Source organism: Lysinibacillus sp. NPDC056232, from assembly GCF_042267565.1.
Classification (GTDB): Bacteria; Bacillota; Bacilli; order Bacillales_A; family Planococcaceae; genus Lysinibacillus.
Genome location: NZ_JBHJTF010000021.1, coordinates 66,056 through 88,288 on the forward strand (window position 1 = coordinate 66,056; position 22,233 = coordinate 88,288).

General features: G+C 37.0%; 28 protein-coding genes. 8 read left to right on the forward strand and 20 right to left on the reverse strand.

The features are described 5' to 3' along the window. Window positions 1–55 precede the first annotated feature (55 nt). Window positions 56–301: a hypothetical protein gene (locus tag ACFCYJ_RS15970; protein WP_376074913.1), complete on the reverse strand. Its 246-nt coding sequence runs from the start codon at window positions 299–301 to the stop codon at window positions 56–58. A 123-nt stretch (window positions 302–424) separates the two neighbouring features. Between ACFCYJ_RS15970 and ACFCYJ_RS15975 the strand changes: the two genes are divergently transcribed. Next, window positions 425–547, forward strand: a complete 123-nt coding sequence (locus ACFCYJ_RS15975) for a hypothetical protein (protein ID WP_376074914.1) — start codon at window positions 425–427, stop codon at window positions 545–547. 26 nt (window positions 548–573) lie between these two features. Here the strand turns inward: ACFCYJ_RS15975 and ACFCYJ_RS15980 are convergent, their stop codons facing one another. From ACFCYJ_RS15980 to ACFCYJ_RS16015, 8 genes are all read right to left on the reverse strand, one after another. Then, window positions 574–927, reverse strand: coding sequence for a YutD family protein (locus ACFCYJ_RS15980; RefSeq protein ID WP_376074916.1), 354 nt, complete (start codon window positions 925–927; stop codon window positions 574–576). Between the two features lie 31 nt (window positions 928–958). Continuing rightward, on the reverse strand, window positions 959–1,882 hold the full coding sequence (lipA, locus tag ACFCYJ_RS15985) for a lipoyl synthase (RefSeq protein WP_376074918.1): 924 nt from the start codon (window positions 1,880–1,882) through the stop codon (window positions 959–961). 150 nt (window positions 1,883–2,032) lie between these two features. Continuing rightward, entirely contained in the window at window positions 2,033–2,812 is a 780-nt protein-coding gene (gene yunB / locus ACFCYJ_RS15990) for a sporulation protein YunB (RefSeq protein WP_376074920.1), read from the reverse strand. Between the two features lie 64 nt (window positions 2,813–2,876). Beyond that, a complete protein-coding gene (locus tag ACFCYJ_RS15995) occupies window positions 2,877–3,986 on the reverse strand; it encodes an HD-GYP domain-containing protein (RefSeq protein WP_376074922.1) in 1,110 nt (369 codons plus the stop codon). A 38-nt stretch (window positions 3,987–4,024) separates the two neighbouring features. Continuing rightward, window positions 4,025–5,392 carry a bifunctional metallophosphatase/5'-nucleotidase gene (locus ACFCYJ_RS16000; RefSeq protein WP_376074924.1) on the reverse strand — a complete coding sequence of 456 codons (1,368 nt, stop codon included), beginning with the start codon at window positions 5,390–5,392 and terminating at the stop codon, window positions 4,025–4,027. Window positions 5,393–5,490: 98 nt separating this feature from the next. After that, window positions 5,491–6,312 (reverse strand): sulfite exporter TauE/SafE family protein, encoded by an 822-nt coding sequence (locus tag ACFCYJ_RS16005; protein ID WP_376074926.1) that lies wholly within the window; start codon window positions 6,310–6,312, stop codon window positions 5,491–5,493. Beyond that, window positions 6,312–7,169 (reverse strand): DUF72 domain-containing protein, encoded by an 858-nt coding sequence (locus ACFCYJ_RS16010; RefSeq protein ID WP_376074928.1) that lies wholly within the window; start codon window positions 7,167–7,169, stop codon window positions 6,312–6,314. The genes ACFCYJ_RS16005 and ACFCYJ_RS16010 overlap by 1 nt, the downstream gene beginning before the upstream one ends. 164 nt (window positions 7,170–7,333) lie before the next feature. Then, window positions 7,334–7,510 (reverse strand): hypothetical protein, encoded by a 177-nt coding sequence (locus ACFCYJ_RS16015; RefSeq protein WP_376074930.1) that lies wholly within the window; start codon window positions 7,508–7,510, stop codon window positions 7,334–7,336. Window positions 7,511–7,535: 25 nt separating this feature from the next. On the opposite strand from ACFCYJ_RS16015, the gene ACFCYJ_RS16020 reads away from it, so the two are divergent. Beyond that, window positions 7,536–7,676, forward strand: a complete 141-nt coding sequence (locus ACFCYJ_RS16020) for a hypothetical protein (protein ID WP_376074932.1) — start codon at window positions 7,536–7,538, stop codon at window positions 7,674–7,676. An 8-nt stretch (window positions 7,677–7,684) separates the two neighbouring features. Continuing rightward, a complete protein-coding gene (locus ACFCYJ_RS16025) occupies window positions 7,685–8,509 on the forward strand; it encodes a GNAT family N-acetyltransferase (protein ID WP_376074933.1) in 825 nt (274 codons plus the stop codon). Between the two features lie 65 nt (window positions 8,510–8,574). On the opposite strand, the gene ACFCYJ_RS16030 is transcribed toward ACFCYJ_RS16025, so the two are convergent. From ACFCYJ_RS16030 to ACFCYJ_RS16040, 3 genes are all read right to left on the reverse strand, one after another. After that, on the reverse strand, window positions 8,575–9,177 hold the full coding sequence (locus ACFCYJ_RS16030) for a nitroreductase family protein (RefSeq protein ID WP_376074935.1): 603 nt from the start codon (window positions 9,175–9,177) through the stop codon (window positions 8,575–8,577). 100 nt (window positions 9,178–9,277) lie between these two features. Then, window positions 9,278–9,877 (reverse strand): DsbA family oxidoreductase, encoded by a 600-nt coding sequence (locus ACFCYJ_RS16035; RefSeq protein ID WP_376074936.1) that lies wholly within the window; start codon window positions 9,875–9,877, stop codon window positions 9,278–9,280. 285 nt (window positions 9,878–10,162) lie between these two features. After that, window positions 10,163–10,600, reverse strand: a complete 438-nt coding sequence (locus ACFCYJ_RS16040; RefSeq protein WP_376074966.1) for an Rrf2 family transcriptional regulator — start codon at window positions 10,598–10,600, stop codon at window positions 10,163–10,165. Window positions 10,601–10,943: 343 nt separating this feature from the next. On the opposite strand from ACFCYJ_RS16040, the gene ACFCYJ_RS16045 reads away from it, so the two are divergent. Then, window positions 10,944–11,294 (forward strand): DUF3592 domain-containing protein, encoded by a 351-nt coding sequence (locus tag ACFCYJ_RS16045; protein ID WP_376074938.1) that lies wholly within the window; start codon window positions 10,944–10,946, stop codon window positions 11,292–11,294. Window positions 11,295–11,886: 592 nt separating this feature from the next. On the opposite strand, the gene ACFCYJ_RS16050 is transcribed toward ACFCYJ_RS16045, so the two are convergent. Next, window positions 11,887–12,432: a DUF6097 family protein gene (locus ACFCYJ_RS16050; protein WP_376074940.1), complete on the reverse strand. Its 546-nt coding sequence runs from the start codon at window positions 12,430–12,432 to the stop codon at window positions 11,887–11,889. A gap of 67 nt (window positions 12,433–12,499) precedes the next feature. Between ACFCYJ_RS16050 and ACFCYJ_RS16055 the strand changes: the two genes are divergently transcribed. Together ACFCYJ_RS16055 and ACFCYJ_RS16060 are read left to right on the forward strand one after the other, a co-directional pair. Next, window positions 12,500–12,646 (forward strand): P-loop NTPase family protein, encoded by a 147-nt coding sequence (locus tag ACFCYJ_RS16055; RefSeq protein WP_376074941.1) that lies wholly within the window; start codon window positions 12,500–12,502, stop codon window positions 12,644–12,646. 300 nt (window positions 12,647–12,946) lie between these two features. Then, window positions 12,947–13,819, forward strand: a complete 873-nt coding sequence (locus tag ACFCYJ_RS16060) for a ferritin family protein (RefSeq protein WP_376074943.1) — start codon at window positions 12,947–12,949, stop codon at window positions 13,817–13,819. 73 nt (window positions 13,820–13,892) lie between these two features. On the opposite strand, the gene sufB is transcribed toward ACFCYJ_RS16060, so the two are convergent. From sufB to ACFCYJ_RS16095, 7 genes are all read right to left on the reverse strand, one after another. Beyond that, a complete protein-coding gene (gene sufB / locus ACFCYJ_RS16065) occupies window positions 13,893–15,290 on the reverse strand; it encodes a Fe-S cluster assembly protein SufB (protein WP_376074944.1) in 1,398 nt (465 codons plus the stop codon). Window positions 15,291–15,395: 105 nt separating this feature from the next. Further along, complete coding sequence (gene sufU, locus ACFCYJ_RS16070) at window positions 15,396–15,824, reverse strand: Fe-S cluster assembly sulfur transfer protein SufU (protein WP_376074946.1); 429 nt, start codon at window positions 15,822–15,824, stop codon at window positions 15,396–15,398. Beyond that, the gene (locus tag ACFCYJ_RS16075; protein ID WP_376074948.1) at window positions 15,814–17,043 is read right to left on the reverse strand and encodes a cysteine desulfurase; all 1,230 of its coding nucleotides are present in this window, start codon (window positions 17,041–17,043) and stop codon (window positions 15,814–15,816) included. Before ACFCYJ_RS16075 ends, sufU begins: the two co-directional genes overlap by 11 nt. Then, complete coding sequence (gene sufD / locus ACFCYJ_RS16080; protein WP_376074949.1) at window positions 17,043–18,350, reverse strand: Fe-S cluster assembly protein SufD; 1,308 nt, start codon at window positions 18,348–18,350, stop codon at window positions 17,043–17,045. Before sufD ends, ACFCYJ_RS16075 begins: the two co-directional genes overlap by 1 nt. An 18-nt stretch (window positions 18,351–18,368) precedes the next feature. After that, on the reverse strand, window positions 18,369–19,148 hold the full coding sequence (sufC, locus tag ACFCYJ_RS16085) for a Fe-S cluster assembly ATPase SufC (RefSeq protein WP_376074951.1): 780 nt from the start codon (window positions 19,146–19,148) through the stop codon (window positions 18,369–18,371). A 347-nt stretch (window positions 19,149–19,495) separates the two neighbouring features. Further along, entirely contained in the window at window positions 19,496–19,696 is a 201-nt protein-coding gene (locus tag ACFCYJ_RS16090) for a hypothetical protein (protein WP_376074953.1), read from the reverse strand. A 156-nt stretch (window positions 19,697–19,852) separates the two neighbouring features. Then, complete coding sequence (locus ACFCYJ_RS16095; protein WP_376074954.1) at window positions 19,853–20,032, reverse strand: hypothetical protein; 180 nt, start codon at window positions 20,030–20,032, stop codon at window positions 19,853–19,855. Window positions 20,033–20,273: 241 nt separating this feature from the next. Between ACFCYJ_RS16095 and gltC the strand changes: the two genes are divergently transcribed. Continuing rightward, complete coding sequence (gene gltC, locus ACFCYJ_RS16100) at window positions 20,274–21,176, forward strand: glutamate biosynthesis transcriptional regulator GltC (RefSeq protein WP_376074956.1); 903 nt, start codon at window positions 20,274–20,276, stop codon at window positions 21,174–21,176. A 312-nt stretch (window positions 21,177–21,488) separates the two neighbouring features. Then, window positions 21,489–22,199, forward strand: coding sequence for a LytR/AlgR family response regulator transcription factor (locus ACFCYJ_RS16105; protein ID WP_376074958.1), 711 nt, complete (start codon window positions 21,489–21,491; stop codon window positions 22,197–22,199). The last annotated feature ends 34 nt before the right edge of the window (window positions 22,200–22,233 follow it).

Consider the following 22,233-nt stretch of genomic DNA (forward strand, 5'->3'; position numbering starts at 1 on the left):
ACCTTTAATATAAATAAAACTAGAATTAATGTTAAAATCCGTTCTTTTTGATTCATCACCAAAAGTTGGAGATATTATTTGTTAAAGCGTATACCCTGTAAATAAGTTGATTGGAGTGGAAACTGGGCGACTCCTTGGGGATCAGCAATAGAGGAACGAAGGCTAAAACCATCACATCCTGTGATAACGCCTTCGTGACCAACATCGTGCTGTTGCTGTCGCTACGTTGCACTACGCTTTCGCACAGACAAAAACACTTTGCTGACGCTGCGTTAGCACTACGCTTTCGCGCAAAAAACATCTGTTGGCCCGAGACCCTGCAGCGAAGCGATTAGGGGAACGAAGGCTAAAAGCATCACGTCCTGTGATAACGCCTTCGTGACTAACATCGTGTTAGCCCGACGCCCCCAGGAAGCTTTGCTCTGTGCGAAAGCGTAGCGACAGCAACAACAAAGCGCCCAGTTGGAACGGAAATCAACCTCACGCTATGCCATATTTTTATTATTACCATTTTTTAAAAACCTATCACTTCAAAGTAAAAACCTGATGCAATTTGCATCAGGTTTTTAACGTTTATTCTGCTATTTGTTCATTCTCAACAATCTTTGTCACTTGACTTCCTTCACTTACTACAGCTACTGGCTGCTGAGTGGATTTTCCGGATTTGCGCAAAACGAAATAGGCACAGCCAAAATTACAATACTCGTATAGGTAATCTTGTAGTGTACTAATCTTTGTATCGAAAGTAGCTTTCTGATTTTTATCGTCAAAAAAGCCTTTTAAGCGCAATTGATTATAGCCCCAGTCACCTACAATATAATCATATTTGGCTAAAATATCCGAGTATCGTTCCTTGAACACTTCTTCTTCGAAAGCTTCTCGGTAATCTGTAATAAGCTCGTATTCATATCCTTCAATATTGATCAAAGGGACATCACATCCATTTCAACATTTGTTTTTACAGTTCTGTTTGTAATTGACGTTCTTTTGTTGCTTCGTTAACTTGTTCGTCAGCATGATAGCTACTACGTACAAGCGGACCAGCTTCACAATGCTTAAATCCTTTTTCCATTGCGATTTTACGCATTTTACCAAACTCTATCGGTGAATAATACTTTTTAACAGGTAAATGCTTCTTCGTTGGCTGTAAGTATTGACCAATTGTCATAATATCTACGTTAATTGCGCGTAAATCATCCATAACTTCTAAAATTTCTTCATCTGTTTCACCTAAGCCTATCATTAAAGATGACTTCGTAGGGATGTCTGGTTGCATTTCTTTTGCCAAACGTAGAAACTCTAATGAGCGTTCATATTTTGCACGAGCACGTACTCTTGGCGTTAAGCGACGCACTGTTTCAATATTATGATTTAAAATATCTGGCTTCGCATCCATTAAAATTTGAAGGTTCTCTTTCAAACCTCCTAAATCGGACGGTAAAACCTCAACAGATGTAGCTGGACTTTTACGACGAATCGCACGCACGGTTTCAGCTAATACTTGCGCACCGCCATCCTTTAAGTCATCACGAGCTACCATTGTAATAACAACGTGCTTCAAGTTCATAATAGCTACAGAATCTGCTACACGTTCTGGCTCAGCTAAGTCTAATTCATTTGGTAAACCCGTTTTAACAGCACAAAAACGACAAGCACGCGTACAAACAGATCCAAGAATCATCATTGTTGCTGTACGTCGTTCACCCCAGCATTCATGAATATTCGGGCAGCGCGCTTCCTCACATACTGTATGCAGATTTTTTTCTCGCATGAGCTTCTTTAGCCCTTTATATTCATCATTTGTGTTTAATTTAATTTTTAACCAATCTGGTTTTCTTAAATATTCTTCCTTTTCTTTGCTTGTAGGTTTACAAGATGTCATACGGATATCGCCCCTATCAAATATGTGCATTTTATATTACTATCTTCACTGTTGTCAATGTAACATAATAAATGAACTCCAACAACTATCATAATCAATTTTGCCTCGGCAAAATTGCGTCCGGAACCGGCTTTGTGCTTGCACAAAGAACTACTTTTTAGGAGAGACAGGTACTTGAATTGAAGGTGCCTCTTCACTACCATTTGAATACACATTTGGAACTGCCCCCCTTACTAAGCCCATTGCCACCGGAATATCCTGAGTAACTGTTGTAGTTTTACTAGCAAATGGGACAATAATTTGCACATTTACTTCTATATGAATCCCTACCGACATATATGCGCTATTTATACCATATTCCTTTATTGAAGAAGTAACTTCACTATGCACATTGCCAATTACATGAAAGCGTATCGGAATTTTAGGTCCTAAGTTCCCAATTAAAGGGATATTAGCCGCCTGACTCAACGGCATATAAAAAACTACCCCATTCCCTTCATTAATCTTGTTATAATCATATTCAACATTATCAAGATTTGGTAAATGCGACAACTCCCCTTGCTCTGCCTGCTCTAAATACAATTTTACTTGATTGACCGTTTCTGTTCGAACCCGATTAATCGTTTCTGTATTAATTTTCAAATCAGAGCTGCCACCAGAGTTGCTACTAGGGGCTACTTCTACAAGAATATCATTAACATCCATAACACTTGATGTACGAGAATCAATGGCTTTACTCACAACGGAAGATGCAATCTTAGCCGTTTGTATTTCAGCATAATCTAAGTAGGTCGGCATAAGCTTCCCATTTAAATAATAAATAAATAAAAAAACACCGATAATCATGAATACAACTACTAGGGTTAATCTATTCAACCGACTGCCCTTTTTTCTATAGTTGCCGTAATTACTATATGATCGTAATTTCATCCTTTTTCGAGGGAAAAACAAAAAATCTCCTCCTGTTTCATAAAGTATGAACAGGAGGAGATTTTTATTCTATTTTCCATGGTACCACATAATCCACTTCAACACTTTCAATGCTTACGGTTGGGTAGTCCACTAAATTAATTTCATATGTAGCTGCTAATATTTGATTTTGCTCCTCAAAAATACGAATCCACGGTGATGCTGCATCCAATGTATATTGTCTTGATACAATACCTCGACGTCCGTCCGATAATTTTAAAATAACACCGTTAGGATAATGGACAACAGACCTTTTTAATGCTTTTACAATACGTGCATCGTATATAGTTCCAGAGCCTGCTTCTAGAATTGCTAGGCCCTGAGAAGGTAGCATTTTTTCACGATATACACGACTTGTGGTCACCGCATCAAAGACGTCTGCTACACCAATAATTTTTGCAAACGGATGGATTTCAAAATCAACTAAGCCCCGTGGATAGCCACTCCCATCAATCCGTTCGTGATGTTGGAAGGCACAATGTGCAACAATCAATGATATGGAATGTAAATTACGTAACAAATCAAAACCATATCGAGTATGCTGCTTCATCGTTTCAAATTCCTCACACGTTAGGCGTCCAGGCTTAGTCAGTATTTCTTTCGGCACCATAATTTTCCCTATGTCATGTAGCAAAGCGCCAATCCCAATTAAACGTAAATCCTCGACTGAGTATCCAAGCTCTTTAGCAATCGCTATCGAATAAAGAGTAACTTGAAAGGAGTGTTGATATAAATATTCATCAAATAAATACGCATCTGTTAGTATTGTTAGAATTTCATCATTGCCACTAACTACCGATAGTAACTCATCTACAATTGAGACAATTGCCTTTGATTGTTGGTCAAGCACATAAGAGGCATTTACTGGATTTAAACCATTGATTGATTGGAAAGAATTTTTAATGGTTGAAATCGTTTTATTTCGAACAACAGTTGGGACTGTTTCCTGTACCTCAATACCTTCAGAAACTTTATCGTCAATATATAAATAATGCGTATTTAATTGTTGCAGTCTTTGTATGATACGTTCATTAATGACAACATCTTTTTTTAAAAGAGGGTGTCCCGCCTCATTCCAAATGGTTCTTGCTAATACCATTCCTTCTTTTAATACATCGATTGAAATTAACCGCATGACCTTTTCCCCAATCCATTCTAAAAGCGTTTTATCTACTATTGCTTAAAGAATCTTTGCCCATAATCTATCATAATGTTTCGTAAAAATTCTGGTAGAATATATTTTTTCTTAGCATATTTAAAACTTGGATAAAAATAACCGAACGTAAACAAATCAAGTGTTACTAATTTATAAATTCGATCGTTATCTGCTAGCTTCCCATTGATCAGTAATTGGCGATCTTCATTCATTGAAAAACCGTAAGTTAACATCTTCCCGAAGATAACGCCTCTAAACCCTAATCCTTTTAGCTCAATATAGGGCCATTCTTCATTTTTAGATTGCTGAAAAATTTCTTTCATTTCAGCAACTGATAATTCAATCGTACATAAATTTATAGGATGTGGGAAAATTCTATGCAAATCTAGTGCCGTCACTGTTCCCTTAGGTAAACCATCTAAAAAAATACCCGCGTTAAATAACGCACAATCTGCTCCACTTTTCTCTAAAATAGCCCGCGCGAACAAATCGGATAATTGCGAATAATGGAACCATTCTTTGTTGTACGATTTTTTTGTAGTGAATACTGGCATATCGAGTAATCGTTTGCCCTCATTTTCTAAAAACTGAACGATTTCATGTTCATTTTTAACCGTAGGCAAATCTTTATTATGAATCAGAAAATCCTTTTTTTCAACAATTTCCCTCATTTTTTTATCATAATTTAACACAAGATGGCCAGTATATTGACCAAATTTCCCTCCACCTGTTAATAAAACGCCATTAATTAGCTTTCCATTTGGTAGAACATGATGAGTATGTGAGCCGAATATAACATCTATTTCTGGGCATTCCTCAGCTAAAAGCTCATCCTCCGTTATCCCTAAATGCGACAAGCAAACAATAATATCTACTTCTTTACGAAGCTGATAGGCTAAGTGAATGAGTGTGTTTCGTGCCTCGTCTATCTCCCAGTTTAATTCCTTATAATAAATTTCAAACATAGCAGTTGCTGCAATAACTGCAACCTTTGTGCCATAAGCAGTTGTTAATACAACATACGGCTTCATCCACGCTGGATTTGTTCCATGTGAAGCATTTACATTGGCAACTACTACGTCAAAAGCTGCTTCATCATATAAATGATAAAGCTCCTCATGGGACAATGTTATCCCTTCATTATTACCAATTGTCACTACGTCGTAGCCGGCTTCATTCAATAACTTCACATTGCCCTTACCTACTGTTGCTTCTGTATAAATATTTGAACGATCTAAATGATCGCCGACATCAAATAAATAACTTGTCTCTCCCATGATTGTAAGCTTAGTACGCATTTCTTTCACATGGCTTTGCATTCGTGGCCAATATTTAAAATGACTATGCAAATCATTCGTATGAAAAATATGAATTTTTTCCAGCAATTAAGCCACCTCTTCTTTAAAATAGCTTCCTTTTCTGTATAAGAATTGCTATTAACGTCACCTTTACTTTTCGGAACTATAGACATCTAAAATAAATATTACAATAAACCATCGATAATGGAACGAATTCCTAATAATAATAAAATAACTCGAAGTGCTACTACAAGCGTATCTGATTTAATTCTTTTATTTAATGCTGCCCCTAGCTTTGCGCCAATATAAGCTCCTGGAATAACAGGAATCGTATAAAGCCATGGCACATTACCCAAATAAATATGACTCGCTGAATTAACAATCGACGATAAAAATACCATGAACATCGATGTTGCCACTGCAACATGTGGTGGGAATAAAAATAAAATAATCATGGCAGGCACCATCATCGAGCCTCCACCGATACCAAATAATCCAGAGGCAAAGCCAATGCCAAATGTTAATGTAATGGCAAACCAAATTGGATACCCATATATAAAGGTATTTCCTTCTTTATCTTCGAACTCTCGTTGCATACCGTTTTTTACAAACCATTCTACTGGTTTCAATTTATCACGTACAAGTAATATCGTCGCTAAAATAATAAGTAAAATACCAAAATATAAATTAAATGATGGTAAATCTAGCCCCTTATTTACCCATGCACCCAACATTGTGCCCGGAATACTCCCTATAAAAAATATCCAACCGCTTTTATAATCAACTGTTTTAGATTTCATATAGCTTAATGTAGAGGCAAGTCCAGTGAAAATCATCATGACAACAGATAAACCAACCACTTTTTGAGGAGTGATATCTGGAATCACCCCTAGATTTAACCCAACGTATAATGTCGCTGGAACTAAGATAACTCCTCCACCAAGCCCAACCAATGAGCCAATTACTCCAGATAATAATGCAATAATAACTAAAAGAAAAAACTCCATTATAGTTCCCCTTCAAACATGTTTAATTGTTTAGGTGCTAACCCTACATCATTAATCGCTAAAATTCCTTGTAACTCTTTTGCATTTTTAGCAGCATGTAGCCCTGAGTTATTATTAAATAATACATACAGGTCCTGTACTTCTGACTGGAGATGTTTTATATGCTGTCCAAGCTGTTGCAATTCTTCACTATTATAATCATATAAAAAACGAACCTTCCGCCAATTTTCGGCATTACCAGTATTGCGCCATCCATGAATGTTACGTCCATGAATACGTATAAGTGCCTTCGTTGCAGTAACAGTTGGATGAAGTGGAACAGAGCCTACGCCAGCCTGTGGTTCATCACAAATTGTATGAATGAATTGATGCTCTCGTAAAAAATCCATTGTTTGCTGCACTACATTGTCCGCATACCATGTTCGATTGCGAAACTCAATAGCTACGTCAAAGCCTTTAAGCTGCTGCCTAATATACACTAGATATTGAACATTTTTAGTCTGACAATCAAACCATGGTGGGAATTGTGCTAGTACCATCGCTAGCTTCCCATGACGTTTAAATTCATTGGCACATTCGATAAAGGTATTAAACATGTCATTCTTCGATTCAAACGGTATGTCGCCACGTAAATGACCAGTCATTCCTTGATAAGCCTTCACAACAAACCGAAAATTTTCGGGTGTATCCTCACACCATTTCCGAACATTTTCTTTAGAAGGTATGGCATAAAAAGAGGTATCTACCTCTACCGTTAAAAAATGACCTGTATAATCGAATAATTTGTCCTTTGAGGCAGTCACTCCACTATAAAGTGAAGGATGATCACCCCAACCAGTTAATCCAACTATAATCATGTGACTCCCTCCTCTATGTACATTATCATAGCACACACTTTCTAATGAAATATGAACGTATCGTAAAAAAACACACCTTATAAATATAGATAGCAAGATGGATATTACCATCATTTACCTATATGATAAAGTAAAGGATTATCATCAAAAGTTAAGTGAAGTATTTATTTAAAACGTATGTCCTGTAAATAAGCGGATTGGAGTGGAGGCTGGGCGACTCCTTGGGGATCAACAATAGAGGAACGAAGGCTAAAACCATCACGTCCTGTGATAACGCCTTCGTGACCAACATCGTATTGGCCCGAGACCATGGAGCGAGCAACGCGAGTGAAGCGGCTCATCGGCCCCCCCAGGAAGCTTTGCTCTGTGCGAAAGCGAAGGGTCAGCAATTGTTTTATCTGTGCGAAAGCGAAGCGTCAGCAACAACAAAGCGCCCAGCCGGAGCGGAAATCACCCCCACGTTTTGGGGATGAGTCAAAATATAGAAAATCGAACGTGAAAGGATAGTGATGTAAATGATAACTGAACTACAGCAAAATGAATTTTACAGGTGTAAAGAGCTGCTGAATGAGCAAGGTCAATTAGAAGCAAAAGCAGTCGTAGAGGGAGTGAATCCTGGACGAATATTTGTGGATAATTTCGACACACCACGTACAGCACTTATTTGGTTAGGCAACAACGATGGATTTTTATTTATAGGGAATGAAAATAATGAACAGTTTAATAATCAAATAAATGATTTTATTGATCAGGTAATTGTACCAGAAGCGAAAAAAGTGGGATTGCATTACTTCGAAGGCATTGGTAATCATCAAAAGTGGAATCAAACGATTGAAAAAATATTTAATCATCGTGAACTTGGTAGTTGGAAGCAAAGTGTATATAAGCTTCATAAAGAAAACTATAAAGCAAATAATGAGCTAGATATTAAACAAGGCTATACTGTTTTAAAAATCGATAACACTCTGTTTGAAGATAACACCATTAAAAACCCCGCATTTTTACAGTCTAAAATATTATCGTGTTGGTCTTCAGTTGAATGTTTCTTGAATAAAGGGATTGGATACTGTGTCGTTTACGATCATCACATTGTTAGTCTTTGTTTTTCAGGCTTTGTTGTTGAAAATGTCCACTGTATAGATATTGAAACATTAGAAGCTTACCAAGGAAATAAACTAGCTCAAAAGTTAGCTCACCATTTTGTAAAAGATTGTTTAGCACAAGATTCGATTTCATATTGGGATTGTATGGACTCAAACAAACCATCTATCGCTGTAGCAGAAAATATAGGATTTACTAATGTTTTTAACTATGTAGGATACGAATTTTCATTTAACTAATACGGTGAAACCCCGTTAAGTGAATCATGTCCACTTAACGGGGTTTCATTGTAGTTAGATGTTTATTAATAAAACTTCACTACATCTTCAAAAGGTAAAGAAGTTTTTTCTCCTGGTTGTTCATCTGGTTCACCGAATGGCATTTGAGCTACGAGGCTCCATTCTGCAGGAATATTCCAAGTTTCTTTAACTTCCTCGTCAATAATTGGATTATAGTGCTGAAGAGATGCGCCAATTCCTTCAGTAGTTAAAGACATCCATGTTGCATATTGTAACATTGCATTTCCTTGATGAGACCAGAATGGGAATTGCTCTTTATAAGAAGGAGCGTTTTCTTGCATTTGTTTGATTGTAGCTTGGTCTTCAAAGAACAAGATCGTTCCTACGCCATCTTTAAAGCCTTGTAAACGCTCTTCCGTTGCAGCAAAGTTTTCTGCTGGAACACGTGCACGCAATGTTTCTTTGACAATGTTCCAAAACTTTTCGTGTTCATTATCCATTAAAACTACTACACGTCCACTTTGCATATTAAATGAAGATGGTGCCTGTACACTGATTTTTAATAGCTCTTCAATTTTTTCTTTTGTAATCGCTGCGTTCTTTTTCACTTTACGGATTGAACGACGATTAATAATTGCTTCTTTTAAATTAGTTGTTGTTACTGACATTTGTATTTCCTCCAAATTTTAATTAGATTCATTTATCTACATAGATTTTTACAAGTAGCTTTATTTTATACATTATTGTTTAAATCCAAATTTACATTATCTATTTCTTTAATTGCTGATCGATGACTTGTGCTATTCTTTCTTTACTAGCTAATCCTTGGATCATTTCATCACCAATAATTAATGTAGGAACAGCCGTAATATTCGCTTCTTCATAAGCATGCTTTAAAGCTTCTTGATGTGCTTCACGATACTTACCTGAAAGTAAAGCTTCTTTGAATTCTTCTTTAGGCAGACCTACCTCATTCGCTAATTGAGTTAATACTTCTACATCCTCAATATTTTGTTCCTCTTGGAAAAACGCTGTGAAAACTCTATGATGAAATTCATTTCCTTTTCCATGCACCTTAGCGAATTGATATCCTTCAAAAGCTAAATTTGTATAAGGATGTGGAGATACACGCGGTAATCGCATATCAATCCCTAACTTCTTAGCTGTAGGGAGAATATAGGAATCCCACGATCCCAATTTAGCAGGCTCTTTCCAAGGATCAATTTTCGGATATGGTTTAGGTCTTAATTCAAACGGCATCCATTCTATTTCAAGATCCTTTTCTTTTGCAATTTCATCTAATGGCCCTTTCCCTAAAAAACAGAAAGGACAAATAAAATCCGAATATGCTTTTATTTTAAGAGTCATCCAATAAAACCTTCCTTTCTCTCTCAGTTGTAACCATTTTAGTTACAACCAAGTCAAATAAATAATGCATTCAGATCAATTATGCTTCGGCATAATTGCGTCCGAAATCGGCTTTGTGCTTAGGCCTGCGTGATGCAGGTCAGTTAGCCGTTATCGCATGGATGCGATGATTTTAGGCTAACATCCTTTAAGAACTCCTGTCCGATTTCCGTGACTTCCGCCGGAGGCATTAACTTATTCCAGCGGGTGTCCAAACATCCGCTGGAATAAGTTAAAAGAATGCATTTATTGTGATTGTTGAATTTCATGGATTAAAGATGTAATCACGTGTTCCATAGTAATATTGGCTAATACTTGTTCCATAGCTTCTTGTGCTTGCACTAAAATTAGCTCTAACACAGCCTGTATATTGGCACCTATAGGACAATCAGGATTAGGATTTTCATGTAGATGAAATAACTGATCTTCTTCTACAACTTCTACTGAACGAAAAACCTCTAGCAAAGTGATAGTATCTAAATCTTTGACTAAAGAAGCTCCACCTGTCCCCCGGCGCACTTGCACGATACCTGCCTTTTTAAGATAGGATAATATTTTCCTAATCACTACTGGATTTGTATTTACGCTTTCTGCCATAAATTCCGATGTGCAAATGGTCGATGGATTTTGTTTGATGATTGATAAAATATGGACAGCGATTGTAAAACGACTGCTAATTTTAATCTTCATCACCTCCAGCTGTAACCATTATAGTTACAACAAAAAAAGAAGTCAACTATTTTATAAAAAATATATTACAGCATGAAAAAATTCATCTACTGTTTGCTGGTCCACTTTTCATTAGAGGGTCCGCCATGTTTACAGGACTCTCTCTTCTCATAAAGATATAAGAGCACTAGGCAATAACCGAAACAATCAGACTACAAATACTACCTATATAACGTTATAATTACTGCATAATATAGGCCATTCTCTAGCAAAATTTCTTCTTGCTTTACTGCTTTTAAGTTGCACTATTTGGCTTAATATTCTAACATTTTAAAAAAGAAAATAAGTGGGGATGCAAATGTTCATTATTATTGGTTTGGGTATCTTCTTCCTAATCATTCTCGTCATACTTTGGCTATTACCATTGAAGTATCAAAAAATTGAATGGATTGAAACGAACGCAAAGATTATCGAAAGTGATTTTTCACACCGAACAGTCGGCCATGAGATTACATATGCAAAAGGAGAATCAAAGCGTAGAGTAAAGTTGACAGTACAATTTACGTCATTACAAAATAAATCAATCACTGTCACGAGCAAAGTATGGACATATACGAAAAATCGTGCTTTTTTTGAGGAAGGACAATGGGTGACGATTCTTTATAATAAAAAGAAGCCTCAACAGTTTAAACTCAAATATCAAATATAGAAGGCATTACTGTGTTAAATGAATGGGAGAAAGGGTCACTTCCATTTCCCCCTAAGTCCAACAGGAGGCATTGATTAATCAACATAATAGATTTTAATTCATCAAAAGATAATCAAAAAACAAAATATACTCTGATTATTTTATTCGTTATTATTTCTTGCATGCTCCTTTTCCCAATAATCCGCATTTTTAACTAACTCCAAAAGCATTTTTTATTGCATTCGCAAGTTCGCTAGATTGTACATCTAAGAGTTGCGAAATTGGGGACATTCCTGTAGAGAGAAGTAAAAGTATTGCAAGATTTCAAAAGTAGAATTTACCTACTCAGCATAGAACTACTGAAAGATATTCAAAGTCGTTACTATCTCTTTATTCAATTTATGGACCCATTTTCATTACTCACTCTTGTCCCATAGAAAAAACACCTTCACGTTGGTTTTATAAGGTGTAATACCCGTTTTCCAACGAAAGGTGTTTTTATTTATCTTAGAATTTCTAGATTAGTACGTTGCTGCGCTTGACATACCCATCTCATTGCTCCTCAGGTAGGAACTGCTGTTAGAGAAATGAGCGGAAAGAAACTCAGTTAAACCTACTTTTCAATATTTTGATTTAATTGGTCTAATAATTTCAACTTTAAATTAGGATATATTTTATTATACATTTTCTTTTCTATTAATTTATGTGCAATTACGATAGAAGCAAATATAAAAGCGTATAGAATAAAGGCCCATGGATACGCTAAGAACCAATCAAGTATATTTTTAAAGATATCCTCGCGACCTATTATTTTTAACTTTCCTAAAATCATATAAACAATAAAGACAACGATTGGTAACGCAATAACACCTGACATAATGTTTAAAGATCGTTTTTTATTCCGAGCTTCGATAAAAGTAGGTTCTTTTAAATATTCGCTAACCTCCACTGCTTGTTTTTCAAAAGTATCTTCACTTCTAATAGGTAAGTTGTAATCACTAATTATTTTGTGAAGCTGTTTAAGTTCTTCCGCGCTAGAATAAATTTCAAGCATCGTTTTTCCGTAATTCAGATTCCTCACTTCTTTCTTGCTTAAAATATTTAGTATATAGTACCATAAATGAAGGATTTTTTCTATTTGCAGGTTATGATTTGTCATATTTATCTAAGCGAAAAAACAGAGAAAAAAGATGATTCTACATCAAATGTTGGAGTGGAGGCACAATATGAAGCTTCCCGAACGTTTCGGCGACTCCCCCTTTCTTTATGATGTTCTATCCGTCTGTTCGATGGTTCTATCAGGTGGTGAAAAGCAACGTTTATCACTGGTGCGCGCATTTTTAAAAGATGCTCCAATTTTAGTAGTTCGATGAAAAGAAGAAATTAGGAACTACTTGAAGAATGTTTTATAAATACTAAAAAACAATTAGTTAAAACCCCAAGCGAGTAATTTGTTTCTACAGTCGCAAACGGATTACAAAAAAATCCAGTCATATACATTTTCAACGAAATTTAATTTATTTGTTCTCTTAGTTAACGATGCTCCTTTTTATTTAGATACTAAGTCTTGTTGAATTAACACCCAACCTAGGCAACACAAGAAATGACTTTGCACAATTACCTATACACAAAGCATAAGATATGTTGATGATTAAAGGTAAAGGAGGACAATCATGTATCCAAATCCATACTATTATCATTATGCTCCACAGTATAATGGTAATTTTCAACCCATCAATGATACACAACTAATAAATGATATACAGAAGGCAATTAATGGTGAGTATAGTGCTATTGTTTGTTATGAAAAATTAGCCAAAATGGCGACTACTGAGGATGAAAAGAATAGAATACTTGAGATACAAAAGGATGAACAAAGTCATCTCGAGGAATTTAGCAAAATTTATACAAATTTAACAGGAAGAAAGCCGTCTTACCAAATAATCGAGGAATGCCCCGACAACTATAAGGCAGGAATCGAATTTGCTTTTAAAGATGAACAAGAAACCGTTGATTCTTATTTAGATATAGCAGATAAAGCAAATGATCCAATGATTAAAGATAGATTTCGACGTGCAGCAGCAGACGAGCAAACTCACGCTGTATGGTTTTTGTTTTTTTTTCAAAAGGGCCCTGATGTAACACCTATAAATAAGCAAACTCAAAATTACGATCATCAAAATACATTACATCCTTCTACATTTACATCCCCTCCAATGTTCGGTGAAAACTTAACTCAATCAATTTTTAATAATTTTCTCGGAAACTTTAACTATTTTACTAATACATTAGGGCATATAAATGCTTTATCACCACTTTTTGAACGTAATTGGGTACCGTTACCTAATGATGAGTCGCAGTTAATCGTAACAAACTTAGAAGACAATAAAATAGCATATATGGCTAGGCGTCAGAAAGAGCTAGACAATATTTCTATGTACGAAACGTTTCTAGCTTTTAATGTTCCTAATGATTTTCCAACCGTTTTTTCTCAACTTTATCCCGCCCCTTCGAACGGCCAAAATAGCATTAAGTACTTACCTTAAAGATCAAAAAAGGAGACGAACTTAGAAAGTTCGTCCCCTTCACTCTAACATAGAATCAAATCGGTAGTTTTTATTATCCGATTGAACCTTCCATCTCAAACTTGATAAGACGGTTCATTTCTACAGCGTATTCCATTGGTAATTCTTTTGTGAATGGCTCGATGAAGCCCATTACGATCATTTCTGTCGCTTCTTCTTCAGAAATACCACGAGACATTAAGTAGAATAATTGTTCCTCTGATACTTTTGAAACTTTCGCTTCATGCTCTAAAGAAACATTATCATTTAAGATTTCGTTGTATGGAATTGTATCTGAAGTAGATTGGTTGTCCATGATTAACGTATCACATTCGATGTTAGCACGTGCACCACTTGCTTTAGGGCCGAAACGAACTTGCCCCATATACGTTACCTTACCACCTTGTTTGGCAATCGATTTAGAAACGATTGTTGAAGATGTGTTTGGTGCCATATGAATCATTTTCGCACCTGCATGTTGGTGTTGACCTTTACCTGCTAATGCGATGGATAATGTCATACCACGAGCGCCTTCACCTTTAAGGATACAAGCTGGGTACTTCATTGTTAACTTAGAACCGATGTTACCGTCGATCCACTCCATCGTACCGTTTTCTTCAACAACTGTACGTTTCGTTACTAGGTTGTAAACGTTGTTTGCCCAGTTTTGAATCGTTGTATAACGGCAGTATGCATCTTTACGTACAACAATTTCCACTACTGCTGAGTGTAAAGAGTTTGTCGTATAAACAGGAGCTGTACAACCTTCAACGTAGTGTACGTGAGCGCCTTCATCTACAATAATTAACGTACGTTCGAATTGACCCATATTTTCAGAGTTAATACGGAAGTAAGCTTGTAATGGCGTTTCCACTTTTACACCTGGTGGTACATAGATGAATGATCCACCTGACCAAACAGCTGAGTTTAGTGCAGCGAATTTGTTGTCAGTGTAAGGAATCACTTTGCCCCAGTATTGTTTGAAAATATCTTCGTTTTCACGTAAAGCCGAGTCCGTATCTTTGAACACAATACCAAGGTCTTCAAGATCTTGTTTCATGTTGTGATAAACAACCTCAGATTCGTACTGAGCAGATACACCCGCAAGGTATTTTTGCTCTGCTTCTGGAATACCTAATTTATCAAAAGTAGCTTTAATTTCATCAGGTACTTCATCCCAAGATTTTCGTGTAGCTTCTGATGGTTTTACGTAATACGTAATTTCATCAAAATCTAAATCTCCTAGGTCGCCACCCCATTGCGGCATTGGTTTTGTATAGAAAGTTTCAAGTGCTTTTAAGCGGTATTCAAGCATCCACTCTGGCTCTTGTTTCATATTAGAAATTTCACGGACGATTTCTTCAGTTAAACCACGTTTTGAACGGAAAATTGATACGTCCTTGTCATGGAATCCGTATTTGTAATCGCCAATATCAGGCATTTTTTTAGCCATCGTTTCTCCTCCGTTCATGAATCATTGTTATTTTGTTTAATGCTCGATACCCTTACTTCGAGTGAAAGCACAAAATAGTAGCTTTCACTCAAAATTAGGATTCATTTATTGTTTTACACCTTTTTCCATTGCTTTCCAAGCTAATGTCGCACATTTAATACGTGCAGGGAATTGAGAAACACCTTGTAGTGCCTCAACATCCTCAAGGTCATATTTATCGCTATAGTCTTCACCCATCATCATTTTAGAAAAAATATCAGCAAGCTCTAAAGCTTCCTCAATTTTTTTACCTTTGATAAGCTGCGTCATCATTGAAGCAGAAGACATAGAAATTGAACAGCCTTCACCGTCATACTTCGCATCTTCGACAATACCGTCAGTCACTTTAAGCGTTAAGTGAATACGGTCTCCACAAGTCGGATTGTTCATATCAATCGTTACAGCATCGTTTTCAATAGATCCTTTATTACGAGGATTTTTATAGTGATCCATAATGACTGAACGATATAGTTGATCTAAATTATTAAAAGACATCGCCAAAATACTCCTTCGCAGAACGTAACCCTGCAACTAGGCGGTCAATATCTTCCTCTGTGTTATACAGATAGAAGCTTGCACGCGCTGTCGCTACTTGTTGAAGACATTTCATTAGTGGCTGTGCGCAATGATGTCCTGCACGAACAGCAATACCGTTCATATCAAGAACCGTTGCCACATCATGTGGATGTACATCGTCTAGGTTAAACGTTACAAGGCCACAACGCTTCATCGGGTCACGTGGGCCGAAAATTTTAAGTCCGTCAATTGTTTCAAGCTGATCCATCGCGTAGCCTGCAAGCTTATGCTCGTGCTCCGCAATGTTATCTAGCCCAATTTCAGTTAAGAAATCAATAGCGGCTCCTAAACCTACTGCACCTGCAATAATAGGAGTTCCACCTTCAAATTTCCACGGTAGTTCTTTCCACGTCGACTCATGAAGTCCAACAAAGTCAATCATTTCGCCACCAAATTCAATTGGCTCCATCTTTTCAAGGTGTTCCTTTTTACCATATAGTACACCTATTCCAGTTGGTCCGCACATTTTATGACCTGAGAACCCTAAGAAATCTACATCCAAATCCTGCACATCGATTTTCATATGTGGTGCTGCTTGTGCAGCATCAGCTACCATTACCGCACCGTTAGCATGCGCGATTTGAGCGATTTCTTTAATTGGGTTAATCGTTCCAAGGACGTTTGACGCCATTGATACCGACACAATCTTTGTTTTAGGTGTAATTGTTGCGCGAACCTTTTCTAGGTTAAGTGTGCCATCTGCTTCAAGCTCAATATATTTTAGTGTTGCATTTTTTTCCTTTGCTAGTTGTTGCCAAGGAATAATATTGGAGTGGTGCTCCATGTGGGTAATGACAATTTCATCACCATCAGCCACATTAGCACGACCATAACTTGCTGCTACTGTATTTAAAGCAGTTGTAGTACCGCGAGTAAAAATAATTTCTTGTGTTGAAGTAGCATTAATAAAATTACGAACCTTTTCACGTGCACCCTCATACTTGTCAGTAGCACGATTACCTAATGTATGCACACCACGGTGAACATTAGAATTATCGAATTCATAATAATGCTTCATCGCTTCAATCACTTGAATAGGTTTTTGAGAAGTTGCTGCGCTATCAAGGTAAACAAGCTTATGACCGTTTACTTCCTGATTTAAAATTGGGAAATAGCTTTTAATGTCTTTATTCATCATTAGCGAACTTTCCTTTCAATAACCTCCGTCAGTTGCTTTTGTACGCCTTCGATTGGTAATTGCGTAACAACTGGCGCAAGGAATCCATGGATAACAAGGCGCTCTGCTTCTGCTTTCGAGATACCACGACTCATTAGGTAGTAAAGTTGTAGTGGATCCACTCGACCAACAGATGCTGCGTGTCCTGCTGTTACATCGTCTTCATCGATTAATAGAATTGGGTTTGCATCGCCACGAGCTTTTTCAGAAAGCATTAACACACGTGATTCTTGTTGTGCATCCGCTTTTGTTGCACCGTGTTCGATGTAGCCAATACCGTTAAAGATTGATTGTGCCGCATCTTTCATTACACCATGCTTTAAGATATGACCATTTGAGTTCTTACCCCAGTGACGAACTTCAGTAGTGAAGTTAAGTTTTTGTTCACCGCGACCAACAACGACTGTTTTTGTATCAGCATGAGAACCGTCACCGATTAAATGTGTAATGTTTTCAGAAATCGTATCTGAGTCATTCATTAAGCCAAGCGCCCAATCTACTTTCGCATCACGAGCTAGTCTTGCACGACGATTTACATAAGTAGTATATCCTTTCGCAAGTACATCAACCGCACCGTAAGTAACTTGCGCATTGTCTTGAACGACTACTTCTGCAATAATATTTGCTTGACCTTTTGCCTCTTCAACTGTTGAAATATATGTTTCAACATACGTTACAGCTGAATTTGCTTCAGCTACAACTAACACGTGGTTATATAATGAAGCTTCTGCGTTATCGTTTAAGAATACTACTTGAAGCGGCTGTTCGATAACTACATTTTTAGGTACGTATACGAACACACCACCATTAACAAGTGCCGCATGAAGCGCTGTTAATTTATGCTCATCCACTTTTACAGCTTCAGTCATAAAATACTTCTTAACAAGGTCACCATGTTCACGAATTGCCGTTAAAATATCTGTAAAAATAACACCTTTATCAGCTAGTTCTTGTGATGTTTTAATGAAAGCTGGTGTGTTATTGCGTTGAACATAAAGGTTTTCTTGTGCCTCAAGATCAATTAAACCTTTTGCTTCTTCTGGTAATGCATCAAGTGAAGCGAATCCTTCACTGTCAACTGTATGAGTTGGGAAATTTAAGAAATCCCATTTTGTAATATTTGTTCTGTCTGGTTTTGGCATATCTAAACCAGTTGCTTTGTCTAGTGCTGCCGCGCGAAGCTCTGTAAACCAAGCCGGTTCTCCCTTTGCTTCTGAGAACGAGCGCACGTCCTGTACTGTTACAGGCAAGTTAAGTTCCACTGTCATGCTAGTTCGTCCTCCCTCTTATGCTTCTTGTTCTTCAGTTTCTTCTTCGATACCTAATTCTTTTTTAATCCAGTCATAGCCTTCCGCTTCTAAACGTTGTGCTAATTCTTCGCCACCTGATTTAACAACACGGCCTTGCATCATTACGTGTACATGGTCTGGTGTAATGTAGTTAAGTAGGCGTTGGTAGTGAGTAATCATTAAGCAGCCGAAGCCTTCTCCACGCAATGCATTGATTCCTTTTGAAACAACTTTAAGTGCGTCAATATCAAGACCAGAGTCAATTTCATCTAAAATTGCGAAAGTAGGTTTAATCATCATTAATTGAAGAATTTCGTTACGTTTTTTTTCACCGCCAGAGAAACCTTCATTTAAATAACGTTGTGCCATATCCTCATGCATTTCAAGGAATTCCATGTTTTTATCTAATTCACGGATAAATTTCATTAGAGAAATTTCATCGCCCTCTTCACGGCGTGCATTGATAGCTGAGCGTAAGAAATCAGCATTTGTTACACCAGCGATTTCAGAAGGATATTGCATAGCTAGGAATAAACCTGCTTGAGCACGCTCGTCCACTTCCATTTCAAGTACATTTTCGCCATCAAGTTCAACTGTACCAGAAGTTACTTCATATTTAGGATGACCCATGATTGCAGAAGCTAGTGTTGATTTACCCGTTCCGTTTGGTCCCATGATTGCATGAATTTCATTTGTATTGATCGTAAGGTTTACGCCTTTTAAAATCTCTTTACCGTCGATTTCAACGTGAAGATCTTTAATAACTAAAATTGACATGAAAATACCTCCATAGTGTGTTCAGTGAATGGTGAACCATTCCTTAATTATCATCATTCTAATCTTAACTGAAAATCGTTCTCTATGCAAACCATTTCAATCACTTTCATTTTTCTCTGAAACAATCCTTAAAAATAAAGAGTTTGTAAGCATTTTCAGATTATTACTAATCGTTATTGACAATGAGAATCAACTTTCCTCATTTTCAATGAAATAAATCTAATTGAGAATGGATTTCATCTAGCTACATAGTGGAAACCTCTCAGGAATCGCTAATTGTAGCGGTTTTGTGACAGAAATGCAGAAAGAACAGTATCAATACTATAACCTTTTTTATTAGAATGGAATCAAATAAGGGAAAGAAATCTAGTAGGTATTTTATTTTGCTCAATGACATTTGTTAAAACGTGCAATTTATATTGATTGACCTTCGTTCCGGCTGGCGACTCCTTGGAGATTAGCAATAGAGGAACGAAGGCTAAAACCATCACATCCTGTAATAACGCCTTCGTGACCAACATCGGTGCCGCAACGGAAATCAACCACACGTTATGGTGATAGTTGAATTTCCAATAAACTTTGCTCCATCATTGAAAGTTAAGGATGACATTTTGCTAAAACGTATGTCATGCGAATAAGTTGATTGGAGTGGAGGCTGGGCGACTCCTCGGGGATCAGCAATAGAGGAACGAAGACTAAGAGCATCACATCCTGTGATAACGCCTTCGTGACCAACATCGGTGCTGCTGCCGCTTCGCTTTCGCGCAAAAAACATCTGTTGGCCCGAGACCCTGCAGCGAGCAATTAGGGGAACGAAGGCTAAGAACATCACGTCCTGTGATAACGCCTTCGTGACCAACTTCGTGTTGGCCCAAGCGGCTCATCGGACGCCCCCAGGAAGCTCTGCTCTGCGCGAAAGCGAAGCGACAGCAACAATGTTTTAACTGTGCGAAAGCGAAGCGACAGCAACAAAGCGCCCAGCCGGAACGGAAATCAACCACGCGTAATGGATGAGCCTTAATTGATTTAGACATCCGTTTTTAATTACAATCATTTTTCATCTTAAATAGTATATAATTGAGGTATAATCAATCGATTTTTTCGATTAATAGAGGTGAATATCTAGTGGAGTTACGTCAATTACGTTATTTTGTTGAAGTTGCTGAGCGGGAACACATTTCAGAAGCTGCCGAACATCTTCATGTTGCTCAATCTGCAATAAGCCGACAAATTGCTAATTTAGAAAATGAATTAGGCACACCACTTTTTGAACGTGTAGGACGCAATGTTAAATTGACACCGATTGGAAAAACATTTCTCGAGCACACCATTACTGCTTTAAAAGCTATTGATTTTGCCGCAAAGCAAATTGAAGAATATTTAGATCCTGCTAAAGGTACGATAAAAATCGGTTTTCCAACGAGCTTGGCTAGCTATGTATTGCCAACTGTTATTTCAGCCTTTAAGCGTGAATATCCAGATTTGCAATTCCAGCTCCGTCAAGGCTCCTATCGTTTTTTAATCGATGCAGTCAAAAACCGCGAGTTAAATTTAGCTTTTTTAGGCCCTCTTCCACCGAAGGACGAATCGATTCGTTCAACAATATTATTTACCGAAAATATCGCTGCATTACTGCCAGCAAAACATCCATTAGCCAAAAGGGAAAGTATTCAGCTTGCTGATTTACGTAATGATTTATTTGTGTTATTCCCAGATGGCTATATATTACATAAAGTAGCTATGGATGCCTGTCGCGCTGCCGGCTTCTTACCAAACATCATCTCTGAGGGTGAAGACTTAGATGCACTAAAAGGTCTTGTCGCTGCAGGCATTGGGGTTAGCTTATTACCAGAAAGTTCATTATATGATTCGGCTGCCCGCTTCACAGTAAAAGTACCGATTGTATCACCTACAATTCCAAGAACAGTCGGTATTATTTCACCTGTAAACCGCGAAATTGCTCCATCAGAAAAAATATTTTTAGACTTCGTTACCAATTTCTTTTCACGTCTTTCTCAATTCCAATAAAAAAAATCGCCGTATGTGGCGATTTTTTTTGACTTAAGGTGAGTCTATCCGTGAGATTGGCTGTTCTATCCATGATTTTGACGTTTCTATCCATGATTTTGACGTTTCTATCCACGACTTTGGCTGTTCTATCCGTCGCTTTGGCGATTCATTCCGTCACTTCGGCTCTTCTTTCCGTCGCTCTGACGATTCATTCCGTCACTTCGCCCTTTTTTTCCGCGGTCCATCTAACAGGGGCACAAAAATGACTTTACTCTTATCACATTGCTTAAAAGAGTTGAAAGCAATACAATTGTAATTGGAGGGATAATTATGATTAAGACAGCAATCTGTGATGACATACCCCAAATGGCGGATGCAGTAGAAGAATTGTTAATACAATACAATCAAGAATTATTTGAATCCAATGTTTTCTATTATCCTGAAAAGCTAATCAGGCATATGAAAAAAGCTGAATTTGATTTATTTATTTTAGATATTGAATTTCCTAATACTACAGGTATTGATCTTGCCGAAATAATTCGCCAAAACAATTTAAATGTTCCTATTATATTTTTAACTAATTACAGAGAATATATGGAGGACGTCTTTAAGGTACAGACCTTTGATTACATAATCAAACCTGTAACTAAAGAGAACTTATTTCCAGTTTTGGATAGAGTAACGAGATACCTAGATGTAAGAGAAGAGAGGTTCATTTTCTCCTATAATAAAATATCTTATAGCCTTAAAATAAATGAGCTTGTTTATTTCGAGAAAAGTCGTCGCCAAGTTTTTATTCATACGTTAAATGAAGATTATGTCTCTTATATGTCTACTACTACCATTCTATCTAAACTTAATGACTGTTTTGTTCAAGTACATGCATCTTTTATAGTTAATGTAAAATATATCAAAGAAATCGGGAGCAATTTCCTGATATTAAAAATAGATAACAATAATTCTATTGAGATACCAATGAGTAGAAAATATAAAGAAACCGCTCGAGATAAAATACTAATGAAATTAAGGGACATAGTATGATCATCATATTTATTCGACTACTAAGCTTTGTAAC